The following is a 22,620-nucleotide window of genomic DNA, read 5'->3' as shown; positions in this document are numbered from 1 at the left end:
AGATTACCTAATCATAGCGATTGTACAGACTCTAAATTATAAAGACCTTTGCAAAGTTTTAAAAATGAATAATAATAAAAGCACATTGGAAGCAAAAAGATTTAAACTGGTTCTCCTATTTTTAATAACTGCCTGCCTGTTCTCTGTTTCTGCACAAAAACAGAGAACGATGTTGTCAGGGAAAATAATATCTACTGAAACCAAAGAAGCCATTGACTTTGCCACCGTCTATTTAAAAGGTACTACCTTTGGCTGTACCACCAACGAAAAGGGTATTTATCACTTAAAGGCTCCAGCCGGACATTATACATTGGTTGTGTCTGCCGTGGGTTTTGAAACAGTAGAGAAAAAAGTAGAACTGACACAAGACGAGAGAAACAAACTAAATATTATGATCAATCCGGCTACTACTGAACTGGATGAAGTAGTAGTGACCTCCACGGGTGTAAGTCGCATAAAAAGATCCGCATTTAATGCTGTAGCAGTAGATACGAAGGAACTTCAGAATACCACAAAGAATCTAAGTGACGCACTAACCAAAGCACCGGGAATGAAACTCCGTGAATCGGGTGGTGTAGGTTCGGATATGCAACTCATGCTTGACGGTTTCAGTGGTAAGCACGTCAAGGTATTTATTGATGGCGTACCTCAGGAGGGTGTGGGAAGCTCTTTTGGATTGAATAATATCCCCGTGAACTTTGCCGATCGCATCGAAGTATATAAAGGTGTAGTACCGGTAGGTTTTGGTACGGACGCCATTGGTGGTGTCATTAATATTGTCACCAACAAAAAACGCCAGCGTTGGTTTCTGGATGCATCTTATTCTTACGGATCGTTCAATACTCACAAGTCATACGCCAACTTCGGACAAACTTTCAATAACGGATTTACTTATGAAATCAATGCTTTCCAGAACTATTCGGACAACGATTATCATGTATATGCTCCGGTAGAAGATTTTGAAACCGGCAGAATCGATAAGGATAAAAAGATACGTGTGAAGCGTTTCAACGATACCTATCATAATGAAGCCGTTATTGGTAAACTCGGAGTAGTAGACAAGAAATGGGCAGATCGGCTGATGTTTGGTTTTACCTACTCCAATATGTACAAAGAGATACAGACAGGCGTACGTCAGGAGATTGTATATGGGCAGAAGCATCGTAAAGGACATTCGCTGATGCCCTCGTTGGAGTACAACAAGCGTAACCTGTTTACAAGAGGTCTGGATGTTGTGTTAACGGCCAATTACAACAAAAATATGACAACGAATGTGGATACCGCTTCGTATAAGTATAACTGGTATGGAGATAAGAAGTTACTGAATTCACCGGGAGAACAATCCAATCAGTATTCAAAAGCGGATAACAATAACTGGAACGGTACTTTAACCCTTAATTATCGTATCGGCAAGGCTCATATGCTGACTTTCAATCATGTGTTAAATACCTTCCATCGCTCTAATACCTCTCTGCTTGCCAAAGAAGAACAAAAAGATGCCATTGCCAAAGAGACCCGCAAAAATATTTCCGGCTTGTCTTATCGCCTGATGCCATCTGAAAAATGGAACCTCTCCCTATTTGGTAAATACTACGACCAATTTGTGGCAGGTCCGATAGCTACGACTACCAACCAGGATAAATATGTACGTACCACCCGTAGCATCAATTCCATGGGTTACGGAGCAGCAGGTACCTATTTCATTCTATCCGGTTTACAAGTGAAGGTATCTTATGAGAAAGCCTACCGTCTGCCCACCATCGAAGAGATGTTCGGTGATGAAGACCTGGAGATGGGAGACATCGGTATCAAACCGGAGAGCAGTGATAACCTAAACCTTAATCTGAGTTATAATAAAACTTTCGGTAAGCATTCCGTATACGTAGACGGAGGGTTGATATATCGTAATACAAAAGATTATATCCAACGCAATATTGCAGATCTGAGTGGAGGTAAATATGCTGCTACTTATATTAACTATGGTAAAGTATTGACAAAAGGATATAATATCTCCGCCCGTTATGGGTTCGGAAAATGGTTGAGTATAGGAGGGAATTTCACACAAATGAATGTACGTGACAACATGAAAACCTCCATTTCCAGTAGCGCAGCCAATCTTGCCTATGGTGAACGTATGCCCAACCTACCCTATATGTTTGCCGATTCGGATGTATCCTTCTACTGGCGGAATCTTTGGAAGAAAGGCAATACACTGACCATGTCTTATGACAATCAGTATTTGCATAGTTTCACTTATTATTCATCCAATCTTGGTTCAAATAAAGGTGATTATGTGGTACCCAATCAATTCTCACACAATCTGGCACTCTCATATAGCCTTCAGAATGGCCGGTATAATATATCGTTTGAGTGCCGTAACTTCACGAACGAGAAATTGTATGATAACTTCAGCCTTCAAAAAGCCGGACGCGCATTCTATGGAAAGGTTCGCATACATTTTGGAAACTAAAAAACAATAAGTAATGGTTCAAAATTATATGATACTATCATTGAAACGCAGAAACTCGCAGATTCACGCAAAGCATATCATCGCTCAAGTACAGCGCAGCCATTTAATCTGCGAAAATCTGCGATCATTTGCGTTTCAATAAAACACTATCATTGTATGAACTAAATTCGAAGTACTACTTAGACAAAAATAAACAACAAATCGTTTTAAATTAAAAATAACATGAAGAAAAACTTCTTTTTAAATGGACTATTTGCAACAGCAATGGTCGGATTGACATTGACAGCCTGCTCAGATGATGAACAGGGTAATGGAGCAGGTACTGTAGGCAAAGGTGAGTATGTAATCGCAGCCTCTGTCACAGCCTCCGGAAATACAACTAACGTTCTGCTGACTTCCGAAACTTTAAACGGAGGAACTGTTTCTACTATAAATAATGGCCTTGTGAACGATGGAGCAACCCAATGGGTATTTTATAAAGACCAATATCTGTATGGGCTGACATACAATCAGGGAAATGCCGGCACAACCCGGTCGTATTTCATGAATGCCAACTATGAGGTACAGGCACGCTCAGGAGAATATGCCGTCAAGAGATTTACCACCTACGGTATCTACGACAAGTATATCATGACTTCTTCCACCGGCGACGGACCTACGGAATATGCTGACGAGAATGGATATTTGCCAAAGATGTTTTTGTTGTCTTATCTGGATGTAGCAGCCGAAACATATACTACCAATAATACCCAGAATAAAGCATACATGTCAGAAAACTTTTTGGGTAATGGCGAATTTGTAACACTTGCAGGTATCCTGGAACATAACAATAAAATCTATAGTGCTGCAGTTCCAATGGGTTTGAGCCAATATGGTGGAAAAGCCAACGGGGGGCAATGGATATTGCCGGGTAACGAAGATCTGGTAAAAACTGAAGATGGTGGTTCGAACAGTAGCAGCTATAAAAAAGGAGAACTACAGTGGACACAATACCCTAACGAATGCTGGGTAGCAATTTTTGATGATGAGACGCTTACAACCAAGAAACTTATTAAAACAGAACAGATCAGTTATGCCTGTGGCCGTATGAAGTCTCAGTACTACCAGACCATCTGGAGTGCAGATAACGGCGATATCTATGTATTCTCCCCCAGCTATGCCAAGACAATGAGCGATGCCCGTCAACGGACTACACTGGATGCCGGAGTGGTACGTATCAAAGCCGGAACAGAAGAATTTGATCCGAACTACTATTATAGCATTGAAGCACAGAGCGGCGGGAAGTCTTTCCTCCGTTGCTGGCACCTCACAGGAGATTATTTCCTGATGTTGATGTACGACCGTCCTTTAAATGAAAAAGACTTCGTTGCCAACCAACTGGCCATTTACAAAGGAACAACCGGAAAACTTACCTATGTAGATGGCCTGCCATCAGCTGATCAGATCTCTGGTTTCGGTAATACCCCGTATACAGAAAACGGTTTCACTTATATCACAGTTACAACTACTACCGGCCATCCTGCCATCTACAAGATTGACCCGACAAATGCTACCGCAACAATGGGTATAGCAGTAGAAGCAACACAAGTCAGCGGTGTTGGTAGATTGAAAGCAAAATAAATAGTAGCATAAAATAGACAGATTGAAGAGCCTGCAAGCCTTATGTATTGCAGGCTTCTTTCATGACCTCACTTAAAGAAGATATATGAAGAAGATATTTCGCCAAATACATCTCTGGCTTTCTATTCCTTTCGGCTTAATCATTACTGTCATCTGCTTCTCCGGAGCAGCTTTAGTTTTCGAAAATGAAATTATGGAATTGTGCCGGCACGACTTTTATTATGTCAGTAAGGTAGAAGAGACTCCCCTACCCGCCGGAGAACTGGCACAGAAAGTAGCAGCAACTCTGCCTGATAGTATATCAGTGACGGGGATCAGCATTTCATCCGATCCGGCAAAAGCATATCAGGTCAACCTCTCCAAACCCAGACGGGCGTCTGTATATATTGATCAGTATACAGGTGAAATTAAAGGAAAATATGAACGTGCTCCGTTTTTTACGACCATGTTCAAGCTACACAGATGGTTGCTGGATAGCATGAAACCAGATGGAGGTATCTTTTGGGGTAAGATGATTGTTGGCGTCAGCACGTTGATGTTTGTCTTTGTGCTGATATCCGGAATTATTATCTGGATTCCACGCAGTGCCAAAGCTCTGAAAAATAGCCTCAAGATTTCAGTTAATAAAGGCTGGAAAAGATTCTGGTACGATTTGCATATAGCAGGAGGACTATACACATTCATTTTCTTATTAGCGTTGTCTCTCACCGGACTGACCTGGTCTTTCGGTTGGTATCGCACTGGATTCTATAAAGCATTTGGCGTAGAAATGCAAGAGAAGGGAGAAGGGAGAATGGAGAAGGAAGAAGGAAAGAAGAGAGATATGAAAGAGAAAGAAAGAAGCGAGAAGGAAGGAGAGGACAGAAAAGGAAGAAACCAGAGAAAAGGCGAAACGCAATCCCTTCTCCCTTCTCAATTCTCCCCTCTCCCTTCTCCTTATGCCTTGTGGCAAAAAGTATACGAACAACTGAAAGTTCAAAATCCCGATTATAAACAAATCACTGTATCAAACGGTACAGCAAACGTCTCTTTCAACCGCTTCGGTAATCAACGTGCATCAGACCGTTACAGTTTTAATCCGAGAAATGGAAAAATAACTGAGACTACACTTTATAAAGACCTGGATAATTCCGGCAAGATACGTGGATGGATTTTCTCTGTACATGTTGGTAGCTGGGGAGGTATGTTTACCCGGATTCTGAGTTTTATAGCTTCACTGTTGGGTGCTACCCTGCCCCTGACAGGATATTATCTATGGATAAAAAAAGAAATAGCCCGCTCGGCAAGGAAAAGAAGAAAAAGAGGTTGATATTCGTTATAAATCAAGCAATTACATAAAATCAAGAATCCATACACCATCTTAATATTTCCTCTGAAAGGATCTTTATAATTGCTTTTTTGGTAACTATACATTTATCGAATGAAGCATAGCTATTATGTATCGAAGAAATCATTGGAAATAATAAATTAACAACATTAACAGCGTTTCTTAATCATAAATTTTAGCCTGACAAGAGTACGTACTTTTTATAGATAAGAGTACGTACTCTTCTTATATAAAAGTACGTATTTAACACACACTTAAATACGTACTTTTACAGCATAAAGAACACATTATTTAACCACACTGTCATTCAACAAATTACATTCACGTTTACTCTTTACCATCCATAACCTTAAACGACAATTATCAGTCAATAAGTACTGTTTTGATAACTGAGAACGAATAGAAAAAACTGTTCGAAAATAAATATTTATCAAAAAGAACCTGATGAATGACAATTAATTACTATGTTTGCAACCATAAGTTAATGAAAAACAGAAACAATTGTATGCAACCCACAGTAAATAAAACACCACGTATTGAAGTAATAGATGCCTTGAGAGGATTTGCCGTAATGGCAATTTTATTGGTACACAGTTTAGAACATTTTATATTCCCGATCTATCCGACCGATTCACCCGAATGGCTGAACATTCTTGATAACGGAACACTTAATGTAGTATTCTCACTCTTTGCCGGAAAGTCTTACGCAATATTTGCTTTACTTTTCGGATTTACATTTTATATCCAATGCCACAATCAAGAGAAGAAGGGAAAAGATTTTGGTTATCGCTTTCTTTGGAGGTTAGTATTATTAGTTGGTTTTGCTACCATAAACGCCGCATTCTTTCCTGCGGGAGATGTATTACTGCTTTTCTCTATTGTGGGGATTGTATTGTTCTTAGTGCGGAAATGGAGTGATAAAGCTATTCTGATCACAGCAATCTTTTTCCTGTTACAGCCCATTGAGTGGTACCATTATCTGATGAGTTTATTTGATCCGTCATACACGTTGCCCGATTTGGGTGTGAATGCAATGTATCAGGAAGTGGCCGAATATACTAAAGCAGGTAACTTCTGGAATTTCATTGCAGGTAATGTCACTTTGGGACAAAAAGCCAGTCTGTTTTGGGCTATCGGAGCAGGACGTTTTCTGCAAACAGCCGGACTTTTCTTAATGGGCCTGTACATCGGCAGAAAAGAGTTGTTCGTAACCACCGACTCGCATCTTCGTTTTTGGATTAAGACGCTCATTGTTGCTGCCATATGTTTTGCCCCCCTCTATTCACTAAAAGAGTTGATTATGCAAAGCGAAAGTGACATAGTCAAACAGACAGTCGGTACTGCTTTTGATATGTGGCAAAAGTTTGCATTTACGTTTGTCCTGGTTGCGTCCTTTGTGATCCTGTATCAAAAAGAAAAATTCAGAAAGGCGGTAACAAACCTTCGTTTTTATGGAAAAATGAGTCTTACCAATTATATCAGCCAATCTATCATGGGAGCTATCATTTATTTTCCGTTCGGATTCTATCTGGCTCCTTACTGTGGCTATACAGTCAGTCTGATTATCGGTATTGTCCTTTTCTTACTGCAAGTCCGGTTCTGTAAATGGTGGCTATCCAAACATAAACAAGGACCTTTGGAAAGTGTCTGGCATAAGTGGACATGGTTGTTGGCTGAAAAGTAATGAATATATTTCACCACAGAGTTTCACAAGTTATTTGTTTAAGTAGTTAATTCATACTATAACAGCGTTTTATTGAAACGCAGATGATCGCAGATTAACGCAAATTAAGAGACAGTTGTTCTTTCTCTTTATATTTCTTTGCGAAAATCTGCGATCATCTGCGTTTCAATAATTAATCATCGCTTGTCGTACCTCCCCGTGCGGGAAGCATCCGAAGCCTACAAATTCGGATTGGCATCGATCTCAGCTTTCGGGATAGCATACAGATAGTTGATACTGTTTGGCACAAATGCATCTCCTCCGGAGAATGTAAGGAACCAATGTCCTAACGGAGTACGTTTGGCAAATCCTCCTCCTTCCTGCCAGGCATCTACTTGCTGCGCCTGCTCTTCAACGGAAAGTGCAACACGCTTCACAGACTGTTGTGTACGCAAGATATCTGTAATACTGAAACCCTCTCCCCAAAGTTCACGACGGCGCTCCATCAGGATCTCATTGACAACATCGTCCTGTGATTTACCTGTTAAATCATAGTCACCCAATCCACGGGCATGGCGCAATTCATTTAATGGTATTACCGCTTTCTCCGGGAAACCTTCACGGGCAAGGGCTTCAGCCTCTATCAGAAGCATCTCGGAGGCACGCATCAACACGATATCGGCAGTATCATCTGCACGCATATGGAACTTTTTATAACCTAAATACCCCTCACGCATCCACTGGAATAATCCCAAACGAATATCTCCTTCGGAGAATGTATCCCTGAAATGAGGATCGGCCATAAAACTACTGTAAGCACCTACATAGGTTGCGTCCAGGTAATAAAAGTTATAGGAAGCATCGGATTGTGCAAGTGTCTGCGGATGCCCCCAGATCCATTCTTTATTAGATACATTGTTGAATCCTTCGTATTCGGCAGTCGTTGTCATCAGCGAATATCCCTGACGGGCAGCGACGGCTGCCTTTGCTGCCTCCTCCCATTGTCCGGTCAACAGATAGGCACGGGCAAGCAGCCCATTGACAACATTGGTATTCGGCTTGAATTTCTGCCCATCCCCTTTGCGGGTATAGTTCTTCAAATAACTCTGTGCCAGGTTAAGATCATCAAAAACGCGCTGATACACCTGGGCTACAGTAGATTTCGCTTTAGGCGCCGTTTCACTTGTAGTGGGCTCTGTATAGATAGGTACACAGGGAGCAGTGGGATCTTTCAGGTAAGTGAACTGATAGTGTTGCGCCAGATGAAGGTAACAAAACGCCCGCAAAGCAAGTGCCTGTCCTTTTGCCTGAAAAAATTCTTCCGAATCACCATCAATAGCAATGGCGGTGTTACAGTTATCAATCGTTTTATAAATGAGATACCAGGCAAAAGAGGTTCGGCTATTGTTCGGTATTGCTATATCATTGAACTGATAAGATGAATTAAACCCATAAGCAGGGCGGGAAACGACATCATCCGCCATCATATCGTCCTGGCACTGAAGAGCACGATAACCAATATTGGCATAGGTTGTGCCATATTCAAACAGATTATACCAGGCACCATTAAACAATCGTTCGGCATTACCGGGTACTCCAACCTCATCGGAACTAACAGAGTCCGTAGGTTCTTTATCAAGAAAGTCACCACTACATCCCGCCAATAAAAGCAGGAAGGCCATATAAGGATAGATATATTTTTTCATAAACTATAAATTAGTTAGTAGTAAGTAGTTGGGAGTTGGGAGTTAGAATCCTAAAACGTTACATTCACTCCTCCCGAGAAAGTTCTCATTGCAGGATAACGATAATAGGTCAGTCCGGTAATACCTTGTTCCGGATCGAGCCCCTGATTACGATGAATAGTAAACAAGTTATCGCTTTGTACAAAAACCTGTACATTACTCAACGACGCCCGGTTGACGAGTTGTTTCGGTAATGTGTAAGAGAGGGTAAGGTTCTTCAGCCTCATATAGGAATTGTTCTGCAAGAAACGTGTAGAGTAGGAAGTCCAGTTATTGGAAGTAGTACCCAATGCCGGAACATCCGTATATCGATTTTCCGGTGTCCAGCGATCTAATATCTCTTTTGACCATGAACGACCTTCGGCACTACCATTGTGCAGAATCATAGTGATATCACGATTCATGATATACCCACCTACGCTATAGGCAAAGATCGCCGAAAGCTCGATGCCTTTATAAGAGAATGCTGTATTGAAACCACCATATATCTTGGGCAAAGATGACTTATTGACATAATAATCAGTAGCATCTTTATACACATTCGTTGTCCCGCGACCTATCACATTTTCATCCTTATCGAGTATATCCATATACCACAACGGATCTCCGTTTTCCGGGTCTACCCCAGCCCATTCCTTCGTATAGAAATCATAGACGGAACGCCCCTCTTTTAACTTGTTTACCCCTACCGGAGGCATGTCTTTCAAAGGTAGTTCGGTGACTACGTTCTTGTAATGTGTCAGGTTGAAACCAAGTTTCCACATGAAATCCTCTGTATGGATCACCGTACCATTCAGCGTCAGTTCAATACCGGTATTTTTCAGTGCCCCCACATTCTCATCAACCGAACTATATCCCATAGAAGGAGCTACAGGGCGTGAATAGAGCAAGTCTTTGGAACGGCGCTGGAAGAAATCGAACGAACCGGATACACGATTGTTCCATAAAGAGAAGTCCACACCCACATTGAAGTTGAGATTGGTTTCCCACTTCAGTTTCGGAGTGGCAATGCGATCGGATACAAGTGCATTCTCCCCCAGGTTGGATACAATGGCATAAAGCCCTTTGCTGGCATAGTAAGTACCTAAGTTATCATTTCCCTGTGCTCCGTAACTGGCTTTTAAAGTCAAAGCCGAAAGCCAATCGGAAGTAGAAACCATGAAGTCTTCACGATCGATACGCCAGGAAGCTCCTACCGACCAGAAATTACCCCAGCGGGTCTCCGGTGCAAAACGGGAAGAACCGTCACGGCGGTAAGAGGCGGAGAAGAAGTATTTATCCTGGTAATCATACAGGAACTGAGAGAAATAACCCACCAGGGCATAATCAATCCGGTAACCGGAACCTCCGGTGAGTTGCGAACCAACTACCAGTTCGGGCATATTAGGTAACGCCATTTTCGTACGGGAAGCAGAAAGTTCATCATAACGGTAGGAATAGGCTTCCTGCCCAACAAGTATATTGAAGTGGTGCTCACCAATCGTCTTATCATAAGTCGCAATATTGTTCCACGTCCAGGAGAAAGTACGGGTGTTGACACGACTTGAGCCACCTCCGGTAGTGACCGAAGGACCGATAAGGGAATTTGTGAAATCGAGTGAATTGTAATTGATAAGGTCGAAGTTAAAACTCGTCTTGAACTTCAAACCTGGAATAAAGGTAACTTCCAGAAAAGTACGTCCCGAAAACTCATCTTTCATCCGTTCGGACTTATCAAGCGGAAGAGTAGCGGGCAGGTTCCAGTTTGCCATAGAACCGGAAGGACGATAGGGCCCGAAATCAGGAACAGGACTTCCGTCTTTATAAATGATACTTCCATCATTGGGGTTTACCTCGTAAATGGGATAGAAACCGGGCATCGTACGCCCTGCATTGATAACATTACTGGTTTTGGTATCCGAAGACACCGGATAGTTCTGCATGGAATGCGCAAAACTCATGTTAACACCACCTTTCAGCCAGGAGGTCATTTCACTGGTGATATTGGAACGCAGGTTGAAACGCTGATACCCGGATTCGAGGGCAATACCCTTATCATTCAGATAACCGGCAGAGAAGAAATACTGATTCTTCTGTCCGCCTCCGGATACATTGAGATTAAGCTCCGTACGCAAGGCTTGCTGTTCCATAGCATTACTCCAATCAAAATCCCACAGAGGGGTAGCACCGTCTACAAGTTTACCATCCGTGCCTACAGGTTGTGAATAATTGGGTCCATAGGGGTTGGGACCATCCCCCATAAGTTTGGTTACCAGATCTTTTGAAGCCTGTGCGGCGGCTGTAGCAGGAGTATAGTTCTGCGTATCCTTGGCATATTGATTGCGCAAGGCTTCCCAATAGAGCTGGAAATAATCATTGGTACCTATACGGTCATAATCACGTACGGCACGATTGGAACCACCGAAGGAGGCTTTTACATTGACGGTTGTTTTAGAGTCTGTTTGCCCCTGTTTAGTGGTGATAATAATGACTCCATTGGCACCACGCGAACCGTAAAGAGCAGCCGAAGCAGCATCTTTCAGCACTGTCATGGAGGCAATATCATCCGGATTGATAGCGTTGACGGAACCATCAAAAGGCACACCATCCACTACATAAAGCGGTGCACTGGAAGCATTGATAGACCCGATACCACGGATACGTATCTCGGCATCCGTACCGGGTTGCCCGCTGGAAGCACTTGCCTGCACACCGGAAACAGTACCTTCAAGAGCACGCGAAACACTGGCTACCTGTAGTTTGGCTATCTCATCTCCTTTTACAGTAGAAGCGGCTCCGGTAAAGCTATACTTTTTGGCTGTGGCATAAGCTACTACCATGACTTCGTCCAGTTCCTTACTGTCGGATTCAAGAGTAACATCAATGGTACTCCGTCCGTTCACAGGCTTCTCTGCCGTCTTTAACCCTACAAAACGGAAAACAAGTATCCCATCGGCAGGGGCAGATATAGAATATTTTCCATCGATATCGGTAATGGTACCGGTAGTGGCACCTTTTACCTGTACGGAAACACCGGGTAATGGTTCTCCGTCGGATATTACGGTACCCGAAATACGTTTCTCCTGTTGTACGGCCGCCTGCAACGATACAGATACAACAAAGGCCAGAAACGCTACTAATAGACGTAGATTGATTCTCATATTTTCTTGTGGTTTAGGATTTATTTACGTGAGGTATCTAACATCACATAGCCTTGTTTTGTTTAAGATACGAAACAAAATTTAAAGGAAGATTGCACAAACGGGAAGGAAATATTAATTTCGCGAATAATGAGGTTAGAAGTCAGTAGTTAGTAGTCAGTAGTCAGAATCTATGCAGCATATCAGCGTTGTCATTCCGAAAGGATTCTAACTACTTACTACTAAATTCTAACTACTTATTAAAATAGTATGAAAAAACTTGTAATTTGTCTGTTGGTGATATTGCCTCTTTCTTTGTTCGCTCAGAATGAAGAGAGCAATATCGTCATGCAGGACAGTGTGGAGACAGCCAAACGTCCCAACGGATTTATAAGAGCTTTCAACTATCTGTTCAACCCCAGTGACATCGATACTACTTATATCAGCCCAAACCGTTACAACTATGCACTGATGCTGGACCATTTCACCAACTACGAATATTATAGTCTAAGCAGTAGTACTCCTCAGTCACAACGGTTACGGTTCTCTCCCAACCCTCGTAATAAAATAGGTCCCTACTTCGGTTGGCGCTGGATATTCCTGGGATGGTCCATAGATACCGACGGGCTTTACGGCAAACAAAAAGGAAAAAGAAAAGGGACCGAGTTTGACTTAAGTCTTTACAGTGCCAAATTAGGGGTGGATATTTTCTATCGCCGCACCGGCAACGACTACCGAATACATAAAGCAGACGGCTTTGATGACGTACCCGACAATTACTCCGAAAGTTTTGACGGATTGAAAGTAGATATAAAAGGGCTGAATGCATTTTACGTATTCAACTATCGCCGTTTTTCCTATCCGGCAGCTTTCAGTCAAAGCACTAACCAAAGGCGTAGTGCCGGGTCGATGATTGCAGGCTTTTCTATCTCCACGCATCATCTGAACTTCGATTCTGCCAAACTGCCGCAAACTATCCAGGAAAGCCTGAATGAAGATATGAGAGTGGAACACATCAAATACACAAATATCAGTCTCACTCTCGGTTATGCCTACAACTGGGTGTTTGCACGCAACTGGCTCGCCTGCCTCTCACTGACACCTGCCATAGCCTACAAAACCTCACGGATTGAGAAAGTACAAACAGAAACAAACGACTGGTACCAAAACTTCAACATAGATTTCATACTACGTGCAGGGGTAGTTTACAACAACAGCAAATATTTTGCCGGGACCTCCTTTGTGGGCAGAACCTATGATTACTACCGGAATAATTTCTCACTGAACAATGGCTTTGGTACACTGCAGGTATATGCAGGATTCAATTTTTATCTGAAGAAGCAATACAGGAAAAAGCACTAAATGATAATCTGGCAACAGCTACTCCACCAGCCAACGACTGATATTTCGTGTTTCGGCACTGAACTCTACTCCCACCTTCACTATTTCACGCCCATCCGCCAGATAAGGTATCAGATAGCCCCTGTCATCAATCTGCTGTAAGGCTTGTTCTGCCGTGCCATTCAGCTTAAACTCAAAGACATAAATCTGATCGGGAGTCTTTACCACAGCATCCGCCCTTCCACGGGCACTACGTACTTCTGCCTCGGTGAACTGCCCCATCAACTTGAACACCAAATAAAACACAACCTGATAATGGCGTTCTTTGTTTTCGTTCAACTCATAAGGGAAATCGGCAAAAAACGATTGAAGACGAGTGAGGAAAGCTGCTACATCACCTGCCTGTAGTTCCTTGATGAACTTGCCAATGTAGAAACGTCGTTCTCCGTCCGGTATTGGTGTATAGAAAGGCAATATGAAATTCATAAAACCGTACTTCACTTCATCATTCGGAAAAGCCAGGCGATACATTTTGAAACGCTTATCATACTCTTTTATCGTGAGGTATCCACTCTGGTAGATTAATGGGATAGGATTACGTGCCTCTACCCGATATTCGGTAAAAGCGGTAGAAGATGCTTCCACGCCATCAATCAAAATGCGAAGATCGTAGTCGCTCTTTTTAAGCAGTTCAACGAGAAAAGTAGGTGTCCCGGTCTGGAACCAATAATCATTAAATTCTTTTGCTTTCAGCGCATTGAGTACACTAAACGGATTGAAAACGCCCTCTCCCGCAGGATGAAAATGATAACCATCATACATCCGGGTCATCTCATCCACCGTTTCTTCATAAGTGGTATCGTTAGCTCTGCCCAGCACTTCCAGCTCAGGATGGAAAGTCGAAATTAACTCTTCCCGGGTAATACCACAAACAGTAGCATAATCATACCACAGACTGATATCCTGCAATTGGTTCAAATCACTGAATACACTTACCTGGGCAAATTTGGTCACTCCGGTAAGGAAAGCGAAACGCAGGTGACGATCGGAGCTTTTCAGTACGCCATAAAAAGCTTTCAGGGTCGTGCGATACTCATCCAGCAAAGCCTCATTCTGCATGGCCTGAAGCAAGGGCTTGTCGTATTCGTCTATCAGGACAACGACATTGCGCCCGGTTAATATGCTTGCACGTTCTATGACATAAGCAAAACGTTCTTCTGGACTACGTTCCTGCTTCTCGTTACCATAAAGCAGCTCCCATTTTTCGAGATGCTGGTTGAGCATGGCTACCAAGTCGAAAGGGGTCTCATATTTTCGGGCATTCAAGTCGAGGTGCAGCACAGGGTAAGTGACCCACTCTTGCTCCAAATCTTCGATAGCCAACCCCTCGAAAAGTTCTTTCTTCCCCTCAAAATAAGCCTCGAAAGTAGACAGCAACAAACTTTTCCCGAAGCGGCGGGGACGGCTCAGAAAATAAGGAGTACTGGTACTTACCATCTGCCAGACAAGCGCAGTCTTATCCACATAGAGATATCCCTCTTTACGCAACTTCTCGAAAGTCTGTATCCCGATGGGGAGTTTACGGCTTAAATCAATCATAAGGCTATTATTCTAAGTATGACATTAGTAGTACGCAAAGATAGGTCTTTATGTTCACATACTCAAAATTTCTTTGTACATTTGCCCCGTTCAAAACCTGAAAAAAGAATGAAAACGAACCGTCCGATCCATAGACCTGCCATCCGATTCCGCTGTTGGAGCCGGAAGGGATATGCTGCCTTTGCCAGCCTGGGACACCAGGTAACCATCGGACAGTTGCATCTCAATGTGACGGAACGTTCGCTCGCCAAGCAAAAAGCTGCTCAAACTATCCCTTATCATACATTTATGACACTTGAAGAACTTAAAGACCAGGTGCTGCAAGGCGTTGATATCACGCCCGAACAAGCAGCCTGGCTGGCTAATACAGCCGACAGGGAAGCGCTATATGCGGCTGCCCATGAGATTACCGTCGCCCGTGCACAGCGCGAATTCGACATATGTTCCATCATTAATGCCAAGTCCGGACGTTGCCCGGAAAACTGTAAATGGTGTGCACAATCCTCCCATTACCAGACAAAAGCCGAGGTTTACGACCTCGTCAGTAAAGATGAATGCCTCCGACAGGCACAATACAACGAAGCACAGGGCATAGCCCGGTTCTCACTCGTCACCAGCGGACGAAAACCCTCCCCGAAACAACTTATTCAACTCCGTGATTCCACCCGCTACATGCGCAGGCATACTTCCATTCAGCTATGCGCCTCCTTAGGGCTCCTCGAAGAAGATGAATTACAGGTACTCTACGACGCAGGTATCACCCGTTATCACTGCAACCTGGAAACAGCGCCTTCCTATTTTCCGAAACTTTGCTCTACGCATACGCAAGAGCAGAAACTGGCTACACTCAATGCTGCACGCCGGGTAGGTATGGATATCTGCTGCGGCGGCATTATCGGTATGGGAGAGACACTGGAACAGCGTATTGAATTTGCTTTCACCCTCCGGGAACTTGGGGTACAGTCCATCCCGATCAACCTACTCAGCCCGATCCCTGGTACCCCACTGGAACACGCAACACCGCTGACAGAAGAAGAGGTATTGACCGCTATTGCACTTTTCCGTTTTATCAACCCGACAGCCTATCTGCGCTTTGCCGGAGGACGTTCACAACTCTCTCCGGAAACTATGAAACGGGCTTTACATATCGGCATCAACTCGGCTATCGTGGGAGATCTACTAACTACACTCGGCTCAAAAGTCTCGGAAGACAAGCAGATGATTTGTGCAGCAGGATACGAGATAAAAGATGGGAGAAGGGAGATGGGAGAAGGGAGAAGGAAAGAAATAGGGGACGAGTTCGATAGGGAACATTTGTGGCATCCCTATACTTCGACCACAAATCCATTGCCGGTATATAAAGTAGAACGGGCAGAAGGGGCTACGATTACGCTGAGTGACGGGCGGGTGCTTGTAGAAGGAATGTCGTCGTGGTGGTGTACGATACATGGATACAATCATCCGGTATTGAATGAAGCAGTACGGGAGCAGTTGGAGAAAATGTCGCACGTAATGTTTGGCGGACTGACACACGATCCGGCCATTGAATTGGGAAAGCTGTTGCTCCCTCTGGTTCCTCCTTCGATGCAGAAGATATTCTATGTAGACTCCGGATCGGTGGCAGTAGAAGTAGCACTGAAAATGGCCGTACAATACTGGTATGCCGCCGGGAAGACAGAAAAGAATAATTTCGTTACCATACGCAGCGGATATCATGGTGATACATGGAATGCAATGTCTGTTTGTGACCCCGTAACAGGGATGCACTCGCTGTTCGGATCAGCACTGCCGGTACGTTATTTTGTACCTCAACCCACCTCACGTTTTGATGGCGAGTGGAATCCGGAAGATATTCTCCCTCTGAAAGAACTGATAGAAACACGTTCCGACGAGCTCGCCGCACTTATCCTCGAACCGATTGTACAGGGGGCAGGCGGTATGTGGTTTTACCATCCCCGGTATTTACAGGAGGCAGCTAAACTTTGCCGTGAGCACAATCTGTTACTTATCTTTGATGAAATAGCTACCGGCTTCGGACGTACAGGAAAGCTCTTTGCCTGGGAACATGCCGGAGTAGAACCGGATATCATGTGCATCGGCAAGGCACTGACCGGAGGATATATGACACTGTCTGCCGTATTGGCAACCAATGAAGTGGCGGATATGATTTCCAATCATGCACCGGGAGCTTTTATGCACGGCCCTACGTTTATGGGGAATCCACTGGCTTGTGCCGTAGCTTGTGCTTCGGTACGCCTGTTATTAGAGTCCGGTTGGCAGGAAAATGTATACCGTATCGAAGAGCAACTGAAGCGGGAACTGGCTCCGGCACGTTCACTTCCGACCGTAGCAGATGTACGGGTATTGGGTGCTATCGGGGTTATTGAAACACATCAGCCGGTAGACATGGCGTACATGCAACGGAGGTTTGTTGAAGAGGGTATCTGGGTGCGTCCTTTCGGAAAGTTGGTATACCTCATGCCCCCGTTTATCATCACGCCGGAACAATTAAGTAAACTTACGAGTGGAGTTATAACAATAATGAGTAATTGAGTAGTTAAGTAGTAAGTAGTTAAGTAGTAAGTAGAATACATTAAACGAGTCATTTCTACTTGACTACTTAACTACTTGACTACTTACTACTAATTAATAAATAAGTTAAAGAATTATGACCACCATCGAACAGATGCAACAAGAGTTGCAGGAACTGAAAGAGAAAAGCAATCTACGAAAGCTTCCTGCCATTACACACGAAGGCAGAAATGTTATTGTAGACGGGCAGCGGATGCTAAACCTCTCTTCAAACGACTATTTAGGATTAGCAAACGATAGGAAACTGCGCCAGGAGTTCCGGGAAACCCTGACCACGGAGACTTTTCTGCCTACCTCCTCCTCTTCACGTCTGCTGACAGGGAACTTCAGTATTTATGATCGGTTGGAGCAGCAACTTGCCGATGACTTTGGTACCGAAGCGGCATTGACATTCAACAGCGGATATCATGCCAATACAGGTATCCTGCCGGCAGTAAGCAATACACACACGCTCATCCTGGCAGACAAACTGGTACATGCCAGCCTGATAGACGGCATACGCCTATCGGCAGCAAAATGTATCCGATACCGACACAATGAATACAACCAGTTGGAACGTCTGTTGCAAGTGAATCATTCGGAATACGAACGCATCATTGTCGTCACCGAAAGTATCTTTAGTATGGATGGTGACGAAGCCGATCTTCGGAAACTGGTTCGTTTGAAAAAACAATATCCCAATGTACTGTTGTATGTAGATGAGGCTCATGCCTTCGGAGTACGCGGACAGAGAGGACTGGGATGTGCAGAAGAGCAGGATTGCATCAACGATATCGACTTTCTGGTAGGTACATTCGGTAAGGCGTTAGCTTCGGCAGGAGCCTATATCGTCTGCCGGAAAGTGATACGGGAATACCTTATTAACAAGATGCGTACTTTCATCTTCACCACGGCATTACCTCCGGTGACAGTACAGTGGACCTCCTTCATGCTGGAACGTCTGGCAGGCTTCCGGCAAAGACGTGAAACCCTGCGGTTCCTTAGTAACCAACTCAGGGAAGCCCTGAAAAACAAAGGATATACCTGCCCTTCAACCAGTCACATCGTGCCGTTGATAACAGGAGAAAGCTGTGTGGCCATCCGGAAGGCGGAAGAACTACAACGCAAAGGATTCTATGCTTTGCCCGTACGCCCGCCTACGGTACCGGAAGGTACTTCGCGTATCCGGTTCTCGCTGACGGCAGAGATCAGGGAAAGTGAAATGAAGAAATTAATAAATGAAATATCAAAAGACGAAAAGCCTGTTTAAATTTTCCTCAAAAAGAAGATGCTAAAATGCCAACCGTTACTCCCGTTTTGTCTGAATATATAAGTTTAAACGATATGGAATCCACCTCAAACAGAATCGCATTATTTTACATACTGTTTTCTCCCCAAGCCGTACGCCTTGCCCGGCTCCGGGGAGGAGGTAGCCCGGCTCCGGGGAAGAGGTTCTTCGGCTCCGGGGAGCAGGCTGTTCGACTCCGGGGAGAAAAGCGTTCCGTAAACCCTTTAATAATCAGCGCATTACAAAGACAGACTTTAGTATTCCGAACAGTGTAACAATAGTAATATTACACAACATTATTTTAAGTATCACATCTACCTATGAACCAATATATCCATACGTCAACAAATCAGAAACAAGATCGCCTTCTCCTGTTCTTCGCAGGCTGGGGAATGGATGAACGCCCTTTCATACAATATACACCCCGTGAAAGCGATTTTATGATTTGCTACGATTATCATACACTCGATTTCGACACTTCCTCGGCAGCCCGTTACTCCCATATCGACGTTGTGGCATGGTCTATGGGAGTCTGGGCGGCCTCACAAGTACTCTCACGCATTGCACTTCCTGTCAACGGCAGTGTCGCGATCAACGGTACCCCCTTCCCTATCGACGAGAAACGGGGTATTCCTCCCGCCATTTTTGAAGGAACATTAGAGGGTTTGAACGAAGTATCCCTTCGGAAATTCCAGCGCCGGATGTGCGCCAATGGAAGTGCTTTTGACAGCTTCCGCCACATTACTCCCCAACGGTCAGCAGAAGACCTGAAAGAGGAACTCGCCGCCATTGCCCGGCAATATCGGGAACTTCCTCCTGCCAGTTTCTCCTGGAAAAAAGCCATCATCGGTGAAAACGACCGTATCTTCCCTCCCGCCAATCAACATACTGCCTGGGAAGAGACTTCCGCTTCTATCCTCCATGGTAACGAAGCTCATTATGACGAATCACTCTTTACGCAATACCTGAAATGAATATGGACAAGAATCTGATAGCCGAACGTTTCTCTAAAGCAATCGGTACTTATACGCGGGAAGCAAATATACAGCAACAAATAGCCGAAAAAATGATCCACCTCTTACAGCAATATCTCCCTCCGACCCCGTTGGGGAAAGTGGTAGAATTTGGTTGCGGCACAGGCAATTACTCCCGGCTGCTCTATCATACCCTGCAACCGAAGCAACTTCTCCTGAATGATATCTGCCACGACATGCAGACCTGCTGTGAGGACCTGCTCAATCGGGGCGTAGGCTTCCTTGCCGGAGATGCCGAAACACTCGCATTTCCCGAAGATACGGAACTTATCACCTCCTGTTCTACCCTTCAATGGTTTGAAAACCCGGAACACTTTTTTCACCGTTGCACGGACTATCTGAGTAGAAACGGGTATTTCGCTTTCACCACTTTCGGGCAAAAGAACATGGAAGAGATACGCAGTGTCACCGGTCACGGACTTACCTACCGTTCGCTCCGCGACCTGAAGGCTTCGCTCGCCCCTATGTACGATATCATTTATGCAGAAGAAGAGGTAGTCCCCCGTACCTTCACCACTCCGCTGCAAGTACTCTATCATCTGAAAGAAACAGGAGTTACGGGTACCGGTAAACACCATTGGACACGGCGCGAACTAAACCGTTTCTGCGAGGACTATCCCCGCCAATCCGGTAACAACCGCTCCGTGACACTTACTTATCACCCTATTTATATCATCGCAAAAAAGAAGAAACAATGAAACAGAATGTATTTTTTGTATCCGGCATTGACACTGATGCCGGAAAGAGCTATGCCACCGGTTTCCTGGCCCGCGAACTCAATAAGAACGGAAAGCGTACTATTACCCAGAAATTTATTCAGACCGGCAATGTAGGTTATTCCGAAGATATTGACCTGCACCGCCGTATCATGGGAATTCCTCACACCGAAGAAGATCGTGAAGGACTCACTATGCCGGAGATTTTCTCCTATCCGGCTTCGCCGCATCTTGCCTCGCAATTGGACAAGCGCCCCATAAACTTCAACAAGATGGAACAAGCCACCGCCGAACTCAGCCACCGTTATGACATTGTTCTGCTCGAAGGTGCCGGCGGACTGATGGTGCCGTTGACCGAAGAGTTGCTGACGATCGACTATGTAGCCCAAAAGGGTTACCCGCTCATTTTTGTTACCTCCGGCAAGTTGGGAAGCATCAACCACACATTACTCAGCTTTGAAGCCATACGTAACCGGGGGATCCGTCTTGATACTGTGATGTATAATCTGTATCCCACAGTAGAAGATAAAACAATACAAGAGGATACGCAAAGCTTTATCAGAAAATATATGGAAAAATACTTCCCGGACACTCGATTTATACTTGTGCCGGAAATAAAGCTCCGGAAATAAAGTATCTTCTATGGCACACAGGATGAAACGGATGACAACGGATCATCCATTCCATCCTGTGTACCCATGAAAGCATAAAACAGTTTTGATACAATTACTCCTTCGTACTACTCTCTATGGTGAAACATAATTGAAGTTTTACTTTTGCTTCTTTGCCCATTCCAACCGACGTGTATCAGGCAATTGTTTCACCTGAAAATCTTCAAAGATAGCTTCAAATCCCGTACCATCAGGACATGCTCCCATTAATCCTACCATTACCGGACAGTTATCTTGTAACCAACAGGTACGCATCATCGTATACTTCTTATCATCCAATGAGAAGAATATTTCTACGGCATCCAGCTTTCTGACAGCTTTTATCCAGATAGAACGAGGAGCTTTATCCAACTCTACCACACTCCAGTCACTTGTTTTATGTGTCACCACAGCACTCACATTCTGTTTACCATTCACATACTCCACACCTGCTTTTATCCAGTTCTCATGATCCACACGAATCATCAGTCCCATTTGGTCAAAAGTAGTCACATAGTTTCCCGTTATTTTAACTTTCGCTTCAAACTCCCCACCGTAAAGAGCATAGTAAAAAGGTGCATCATCTACCGTAAAACCATAATGGGATATTCTCCAATAATCCGTTTTCGGAGGGACTATCATTGAGAAAGTACGTGCATCCCGTATCTCCCATTTATCAGGTTCATTAAACCAATTCATCTTTTCAAGACTTTGTGCCATAATTGTTTGATATTGTACAGCAAATGTCATAAACAGACCAGCTGCAAGTAAAAAATGTTTCTTCATATTCCGTTTTATCCAAAGTATTTTATTTCAGTTCGTCTTCGGTAAGTTCCCGAATCACTTTACAGGGATTTCCCACAGCAACGGCATTGGCAGGAATATTCTTTGTCACCACACTTCCGGCACCTATTATGCTATTATCGCCAATCGAAACTCCCGGAAGTATCACTACATTACCACCAATCCACACATTATGCCCTATTGCTACCGGACAGGCATACTCCCAACCGGCTATGCGCCGTGTCACATTTACAGCATGTCCTGCCGTATAAATACTCACATTAGGAGCCAACAGTACATTATCTCCAAAAGTCACCAAAGCCTCATCTAATATCGTACATCCCATATTGGCATAAAAATTCTCACCGACACGAATATTATAGCCATAATCGCAACGGAAGGGTTGTTCGACCAGCAATTGCTTTCCGGTAGCACCCAAGAATTGCTTCAGTATTTCAGTACGTCTTTCCATGTCCGACGGACGCAAATTGTTGTATTCAAACAAAACGTCTTTTGCCCGGGCACGATCTTCTACCAACTCGTTACAAAAAGCCAGATAGGGTTCACCTGCCAGCATTTTCTCTTTATCTGTTTTCATATCTTTATACCTCCTGATTTGTGGGAAACTTGTATAGGAACAGCAAATATAAATGAATAAATAGAATAGTAACCCACATTCTCTCCCTATATTTTC

The 22,620-nt window shown here is 44.0% G+C and carries 15 protein-coding genes; 10 read left to right on the top strand and 5 right to left on the bottom strand.

Features of this window, described 5'->3' with window-relative positions; genetic code table 11:
* Positions 1-169: 169 nt before the first annotated feature.
* The 4 genes from ACESQI_RS10125 (at position 170) to ACESQI_RS10110 (ending at position 7,101) form a co-directional block, all read left to right on the top strand.
* Positions 170-2,470 carry a TonB-dependent receptor domain-containing protein gene (locus ACESQI_RS10125; protein ID WP_373126032.1) on the top strand — a complete coding sequence of 767 codons (2,301 nt, stop codon included), beginning with the start codon at positions 170-172 and terminating at the stop codon, positions 2,468-2,470.
* Positions 2,471-2,692: 222 nt separating this feature from the next.
* Positions 2,693-4,090, top strand: a complete 1,398-nt coding sequence (locus ACESQI_RS10120) for a DUF4374 domain-containing protein (RefSeq protein WP_373125988.1) — start codon at positions 2,693-2,695, stop codon at positions 4,088-4,090.
* 85 nt (positions 4,091-4,175) lie between these two features.
* A complete protein-coding gene (locus tag ACESQI_RS10115) occupies positions 4,176-5,399 on the top strand; it encodes a PepSY-associated TM helix domain-containing protein (RefSeq protein WP_373125986.1) in 1,224 nt (407 codons plus the stop codon).
* A gap of 523 nt (positions 5,400-5,922) precedes the next feature.
* Positions 5,923-7,101, top strand: a complete 1,179-nt coding sequence (locus ACESQI_RS10110) for a DUF418 domain-containing protein (protein ID WP_373125984.1) — start codon at positions 5,923-5,925, stop codon at positions 7,099-7,101.
* A gap of 218 nt (positions 7,102-7,319) precedes the next feature.
* On the opposite strand, the gene ACESQI_RS10105 is transcribed toward ACESQI_RS10110, so the two are convergent.
* Both ACESQI_RS10105 and ACESQI_RS10100 read right to left on the bottom strand, forming a co-directional pair.
* Positions 7,320-8,786: a RagB/SusD family nutrient uptake outer membrane protein gene (locus tag ACESQI_RS10105; protein ID WP_195348569.1), complete on the bottom strand. Its 1,467-nt coding sequence runs from the start codon at positions 8,784-8,786 to the stop codon at positions 7,320-7,322.
* Positions 8,787-8,836: 50 nt separating this feature from the next.
* On the bottom strand, positions 8,837-11,965 hold the full coding sequence (locus tag ACESQI_RS10100) for a TonB-dependent receptor (protein WP_195661200.1): 3,129 nt from the start codon (positions 11,963-11,965) through the stop codon (positions 8,837-8,839).
* A 249-nt stretch (positions 11,966-12,214) separates the two neighbouring features.
* Here ACESQI_RS10100 and ACESQI_RS10095 point away from each other — a divergent pair, with 249 nt between their 5' ends.
* Positions 12,215-13,306 carry a DUF4421 domain-containing protein gene (locus ACESQI_RS10095; RefSeq protein WP_007486674.1) on the top strand — a complete coding sequence of 364 codons (1,092 nt, stop codon included), beginning with the start codon at positions 12,215-12,217 and terminating at the stop codon, positions 13,304-13,306.
* A gap of 18 nt (positions 13,307-13,324) precedes the next feature.
* Here ACESQI_RS10095 and ACESQI_RS10090 read toward each other — a convergent pair whose 3' ends face one another.
* The gene (locus ACESQI_RS10090; protein ID WP_007486673.1) at positions 13,325-14,884 is read right to left on the bottom strand and encodes an ATP-binding protein; all 1,560 of its coding nucleotides are present in this window, start codon (positions 14,882-14,884) and stop codon (positions 13,325-13,327) included.
* Positions 14,885-14,992: 108 nt separating this feature from the next.
* On the opposite strand from ACESQI_RS10090, the gene bioA reads away from it, so the two are divergent.
* From bioA to bioD, 5 genes are all read left to right on the top strand, one after another.
* Positions 14,993-17,437: an adenosylmethionine--8-amino-7-oxononanoate transaminase gene (gene bioA / locus ACESQI_RS10085; RefSeq protein WP_373125981.1), complete on the top strand. Its 2,445-nt coding sequence runs from the start codon at positions 14,993-14,995 to the stop codon at positions 17,435-17,437.
* A gap of 115 nt (positions 17,438-17,552) precedes the next feature.
* Complete coding sequence (locus ACESQI_RS10080; RefSeq protein WP_373125979.1) at positions 17,553-18,725, top strand: 8-amino-7-oxononanoate synthase; 1,173 nt, start codon at positions 17,553-17,555, stop codon at positions 18,723-18,725.
* 338 nt (positions 18,726-19,063) lie between these two features.
* Positions 19,064-19,717 carry a DUF452 family protein gene (locus tag ACESQI_RS10075; RefSeq protein WP_007486665.1) on the top strand — a complete coding sequence of 218 codons (654 nt, stop codon included), beginning with the start codon at positions 19,064-19,066 and terminating at the stop codon, positions 19,715-19,717.
* Positions 19,718-19,719: 2 nt separating this feature from the next.
* The gene (gene bioC, locus ACESQI_RS10070; RefSeq protein ID WP_320969627.1) at positions 19,720-20,475 is read left to right on the top strand and encodes a malonyl-ACP O-methyltransferase BioC; all 756 of its coding nucleotides are present in this window, start codon (positions 19,720-19,722) and stop codon (positions 20,473-20,475) included.
* Positions 20,472-21,125 (top strand): dethiobiotin synthase, encoded by a 654-nt coding sequence (gene bioD / locus ACESQI_RS10065; RefSeq protein WP_007486663.1) that lies wholly within the window; start codon positions 20,472-20,474, stop codon positions 21,123-21,125. The genes bioC and bioD overlap by 4 nt, the downstream gene beginning before the upstream one ends.
* 138 nt (positions 21,126-21,263) lie before the next feature.
* On the opposite strand, the gene ACESQI_RS10060 is transcribed toward bioD, so the two are convergent.
* Positions 21,264-21,893 carry a DUF1349 domain-containing protein gene (locus ACESQI_RS10060; RefSeq protein ID WP_369880842.1) on the bottom strand — a complete coding sequence of 210 codons (630 nt, stop codon included), beginning with the start codon at positions 21,891-21,893 and terminating at the stop codon, positions 21,264-21,266.
* Positions 21,894-21,951: 58 nt separating this feature from the next.
* Positions 21,952-22,524 carry a sugar O-acetyltransferase gene (locus ACESQI_RS10055; RefSeq protein ID WP_002561465.1) on the bottom strand — a complete coding sequence of 191 codons (573 nt, stop codon included), beginning with the start codon at positions 22,522-22,524 and terminating at the stop codon, positions 21,952-21,954.
* Positions 22,525-22,620 lie beyond the last annotated feature (96 nt).

Source organism: Bacteroides sp. HPS0048 (assembly GCF_964240755.1).
Taxonomy (GTDB): domain Bacteria; phylum Bacteroidota; class Bacteroidia; order Bacteroidales; family Bacteroidaceae; genus Bacteroides; species Bacteroides nordii.
Note: the sequence above shows the minus strand (reverse complement) of the source record. Positions and strands in the feature narration are given on the sequence as shown.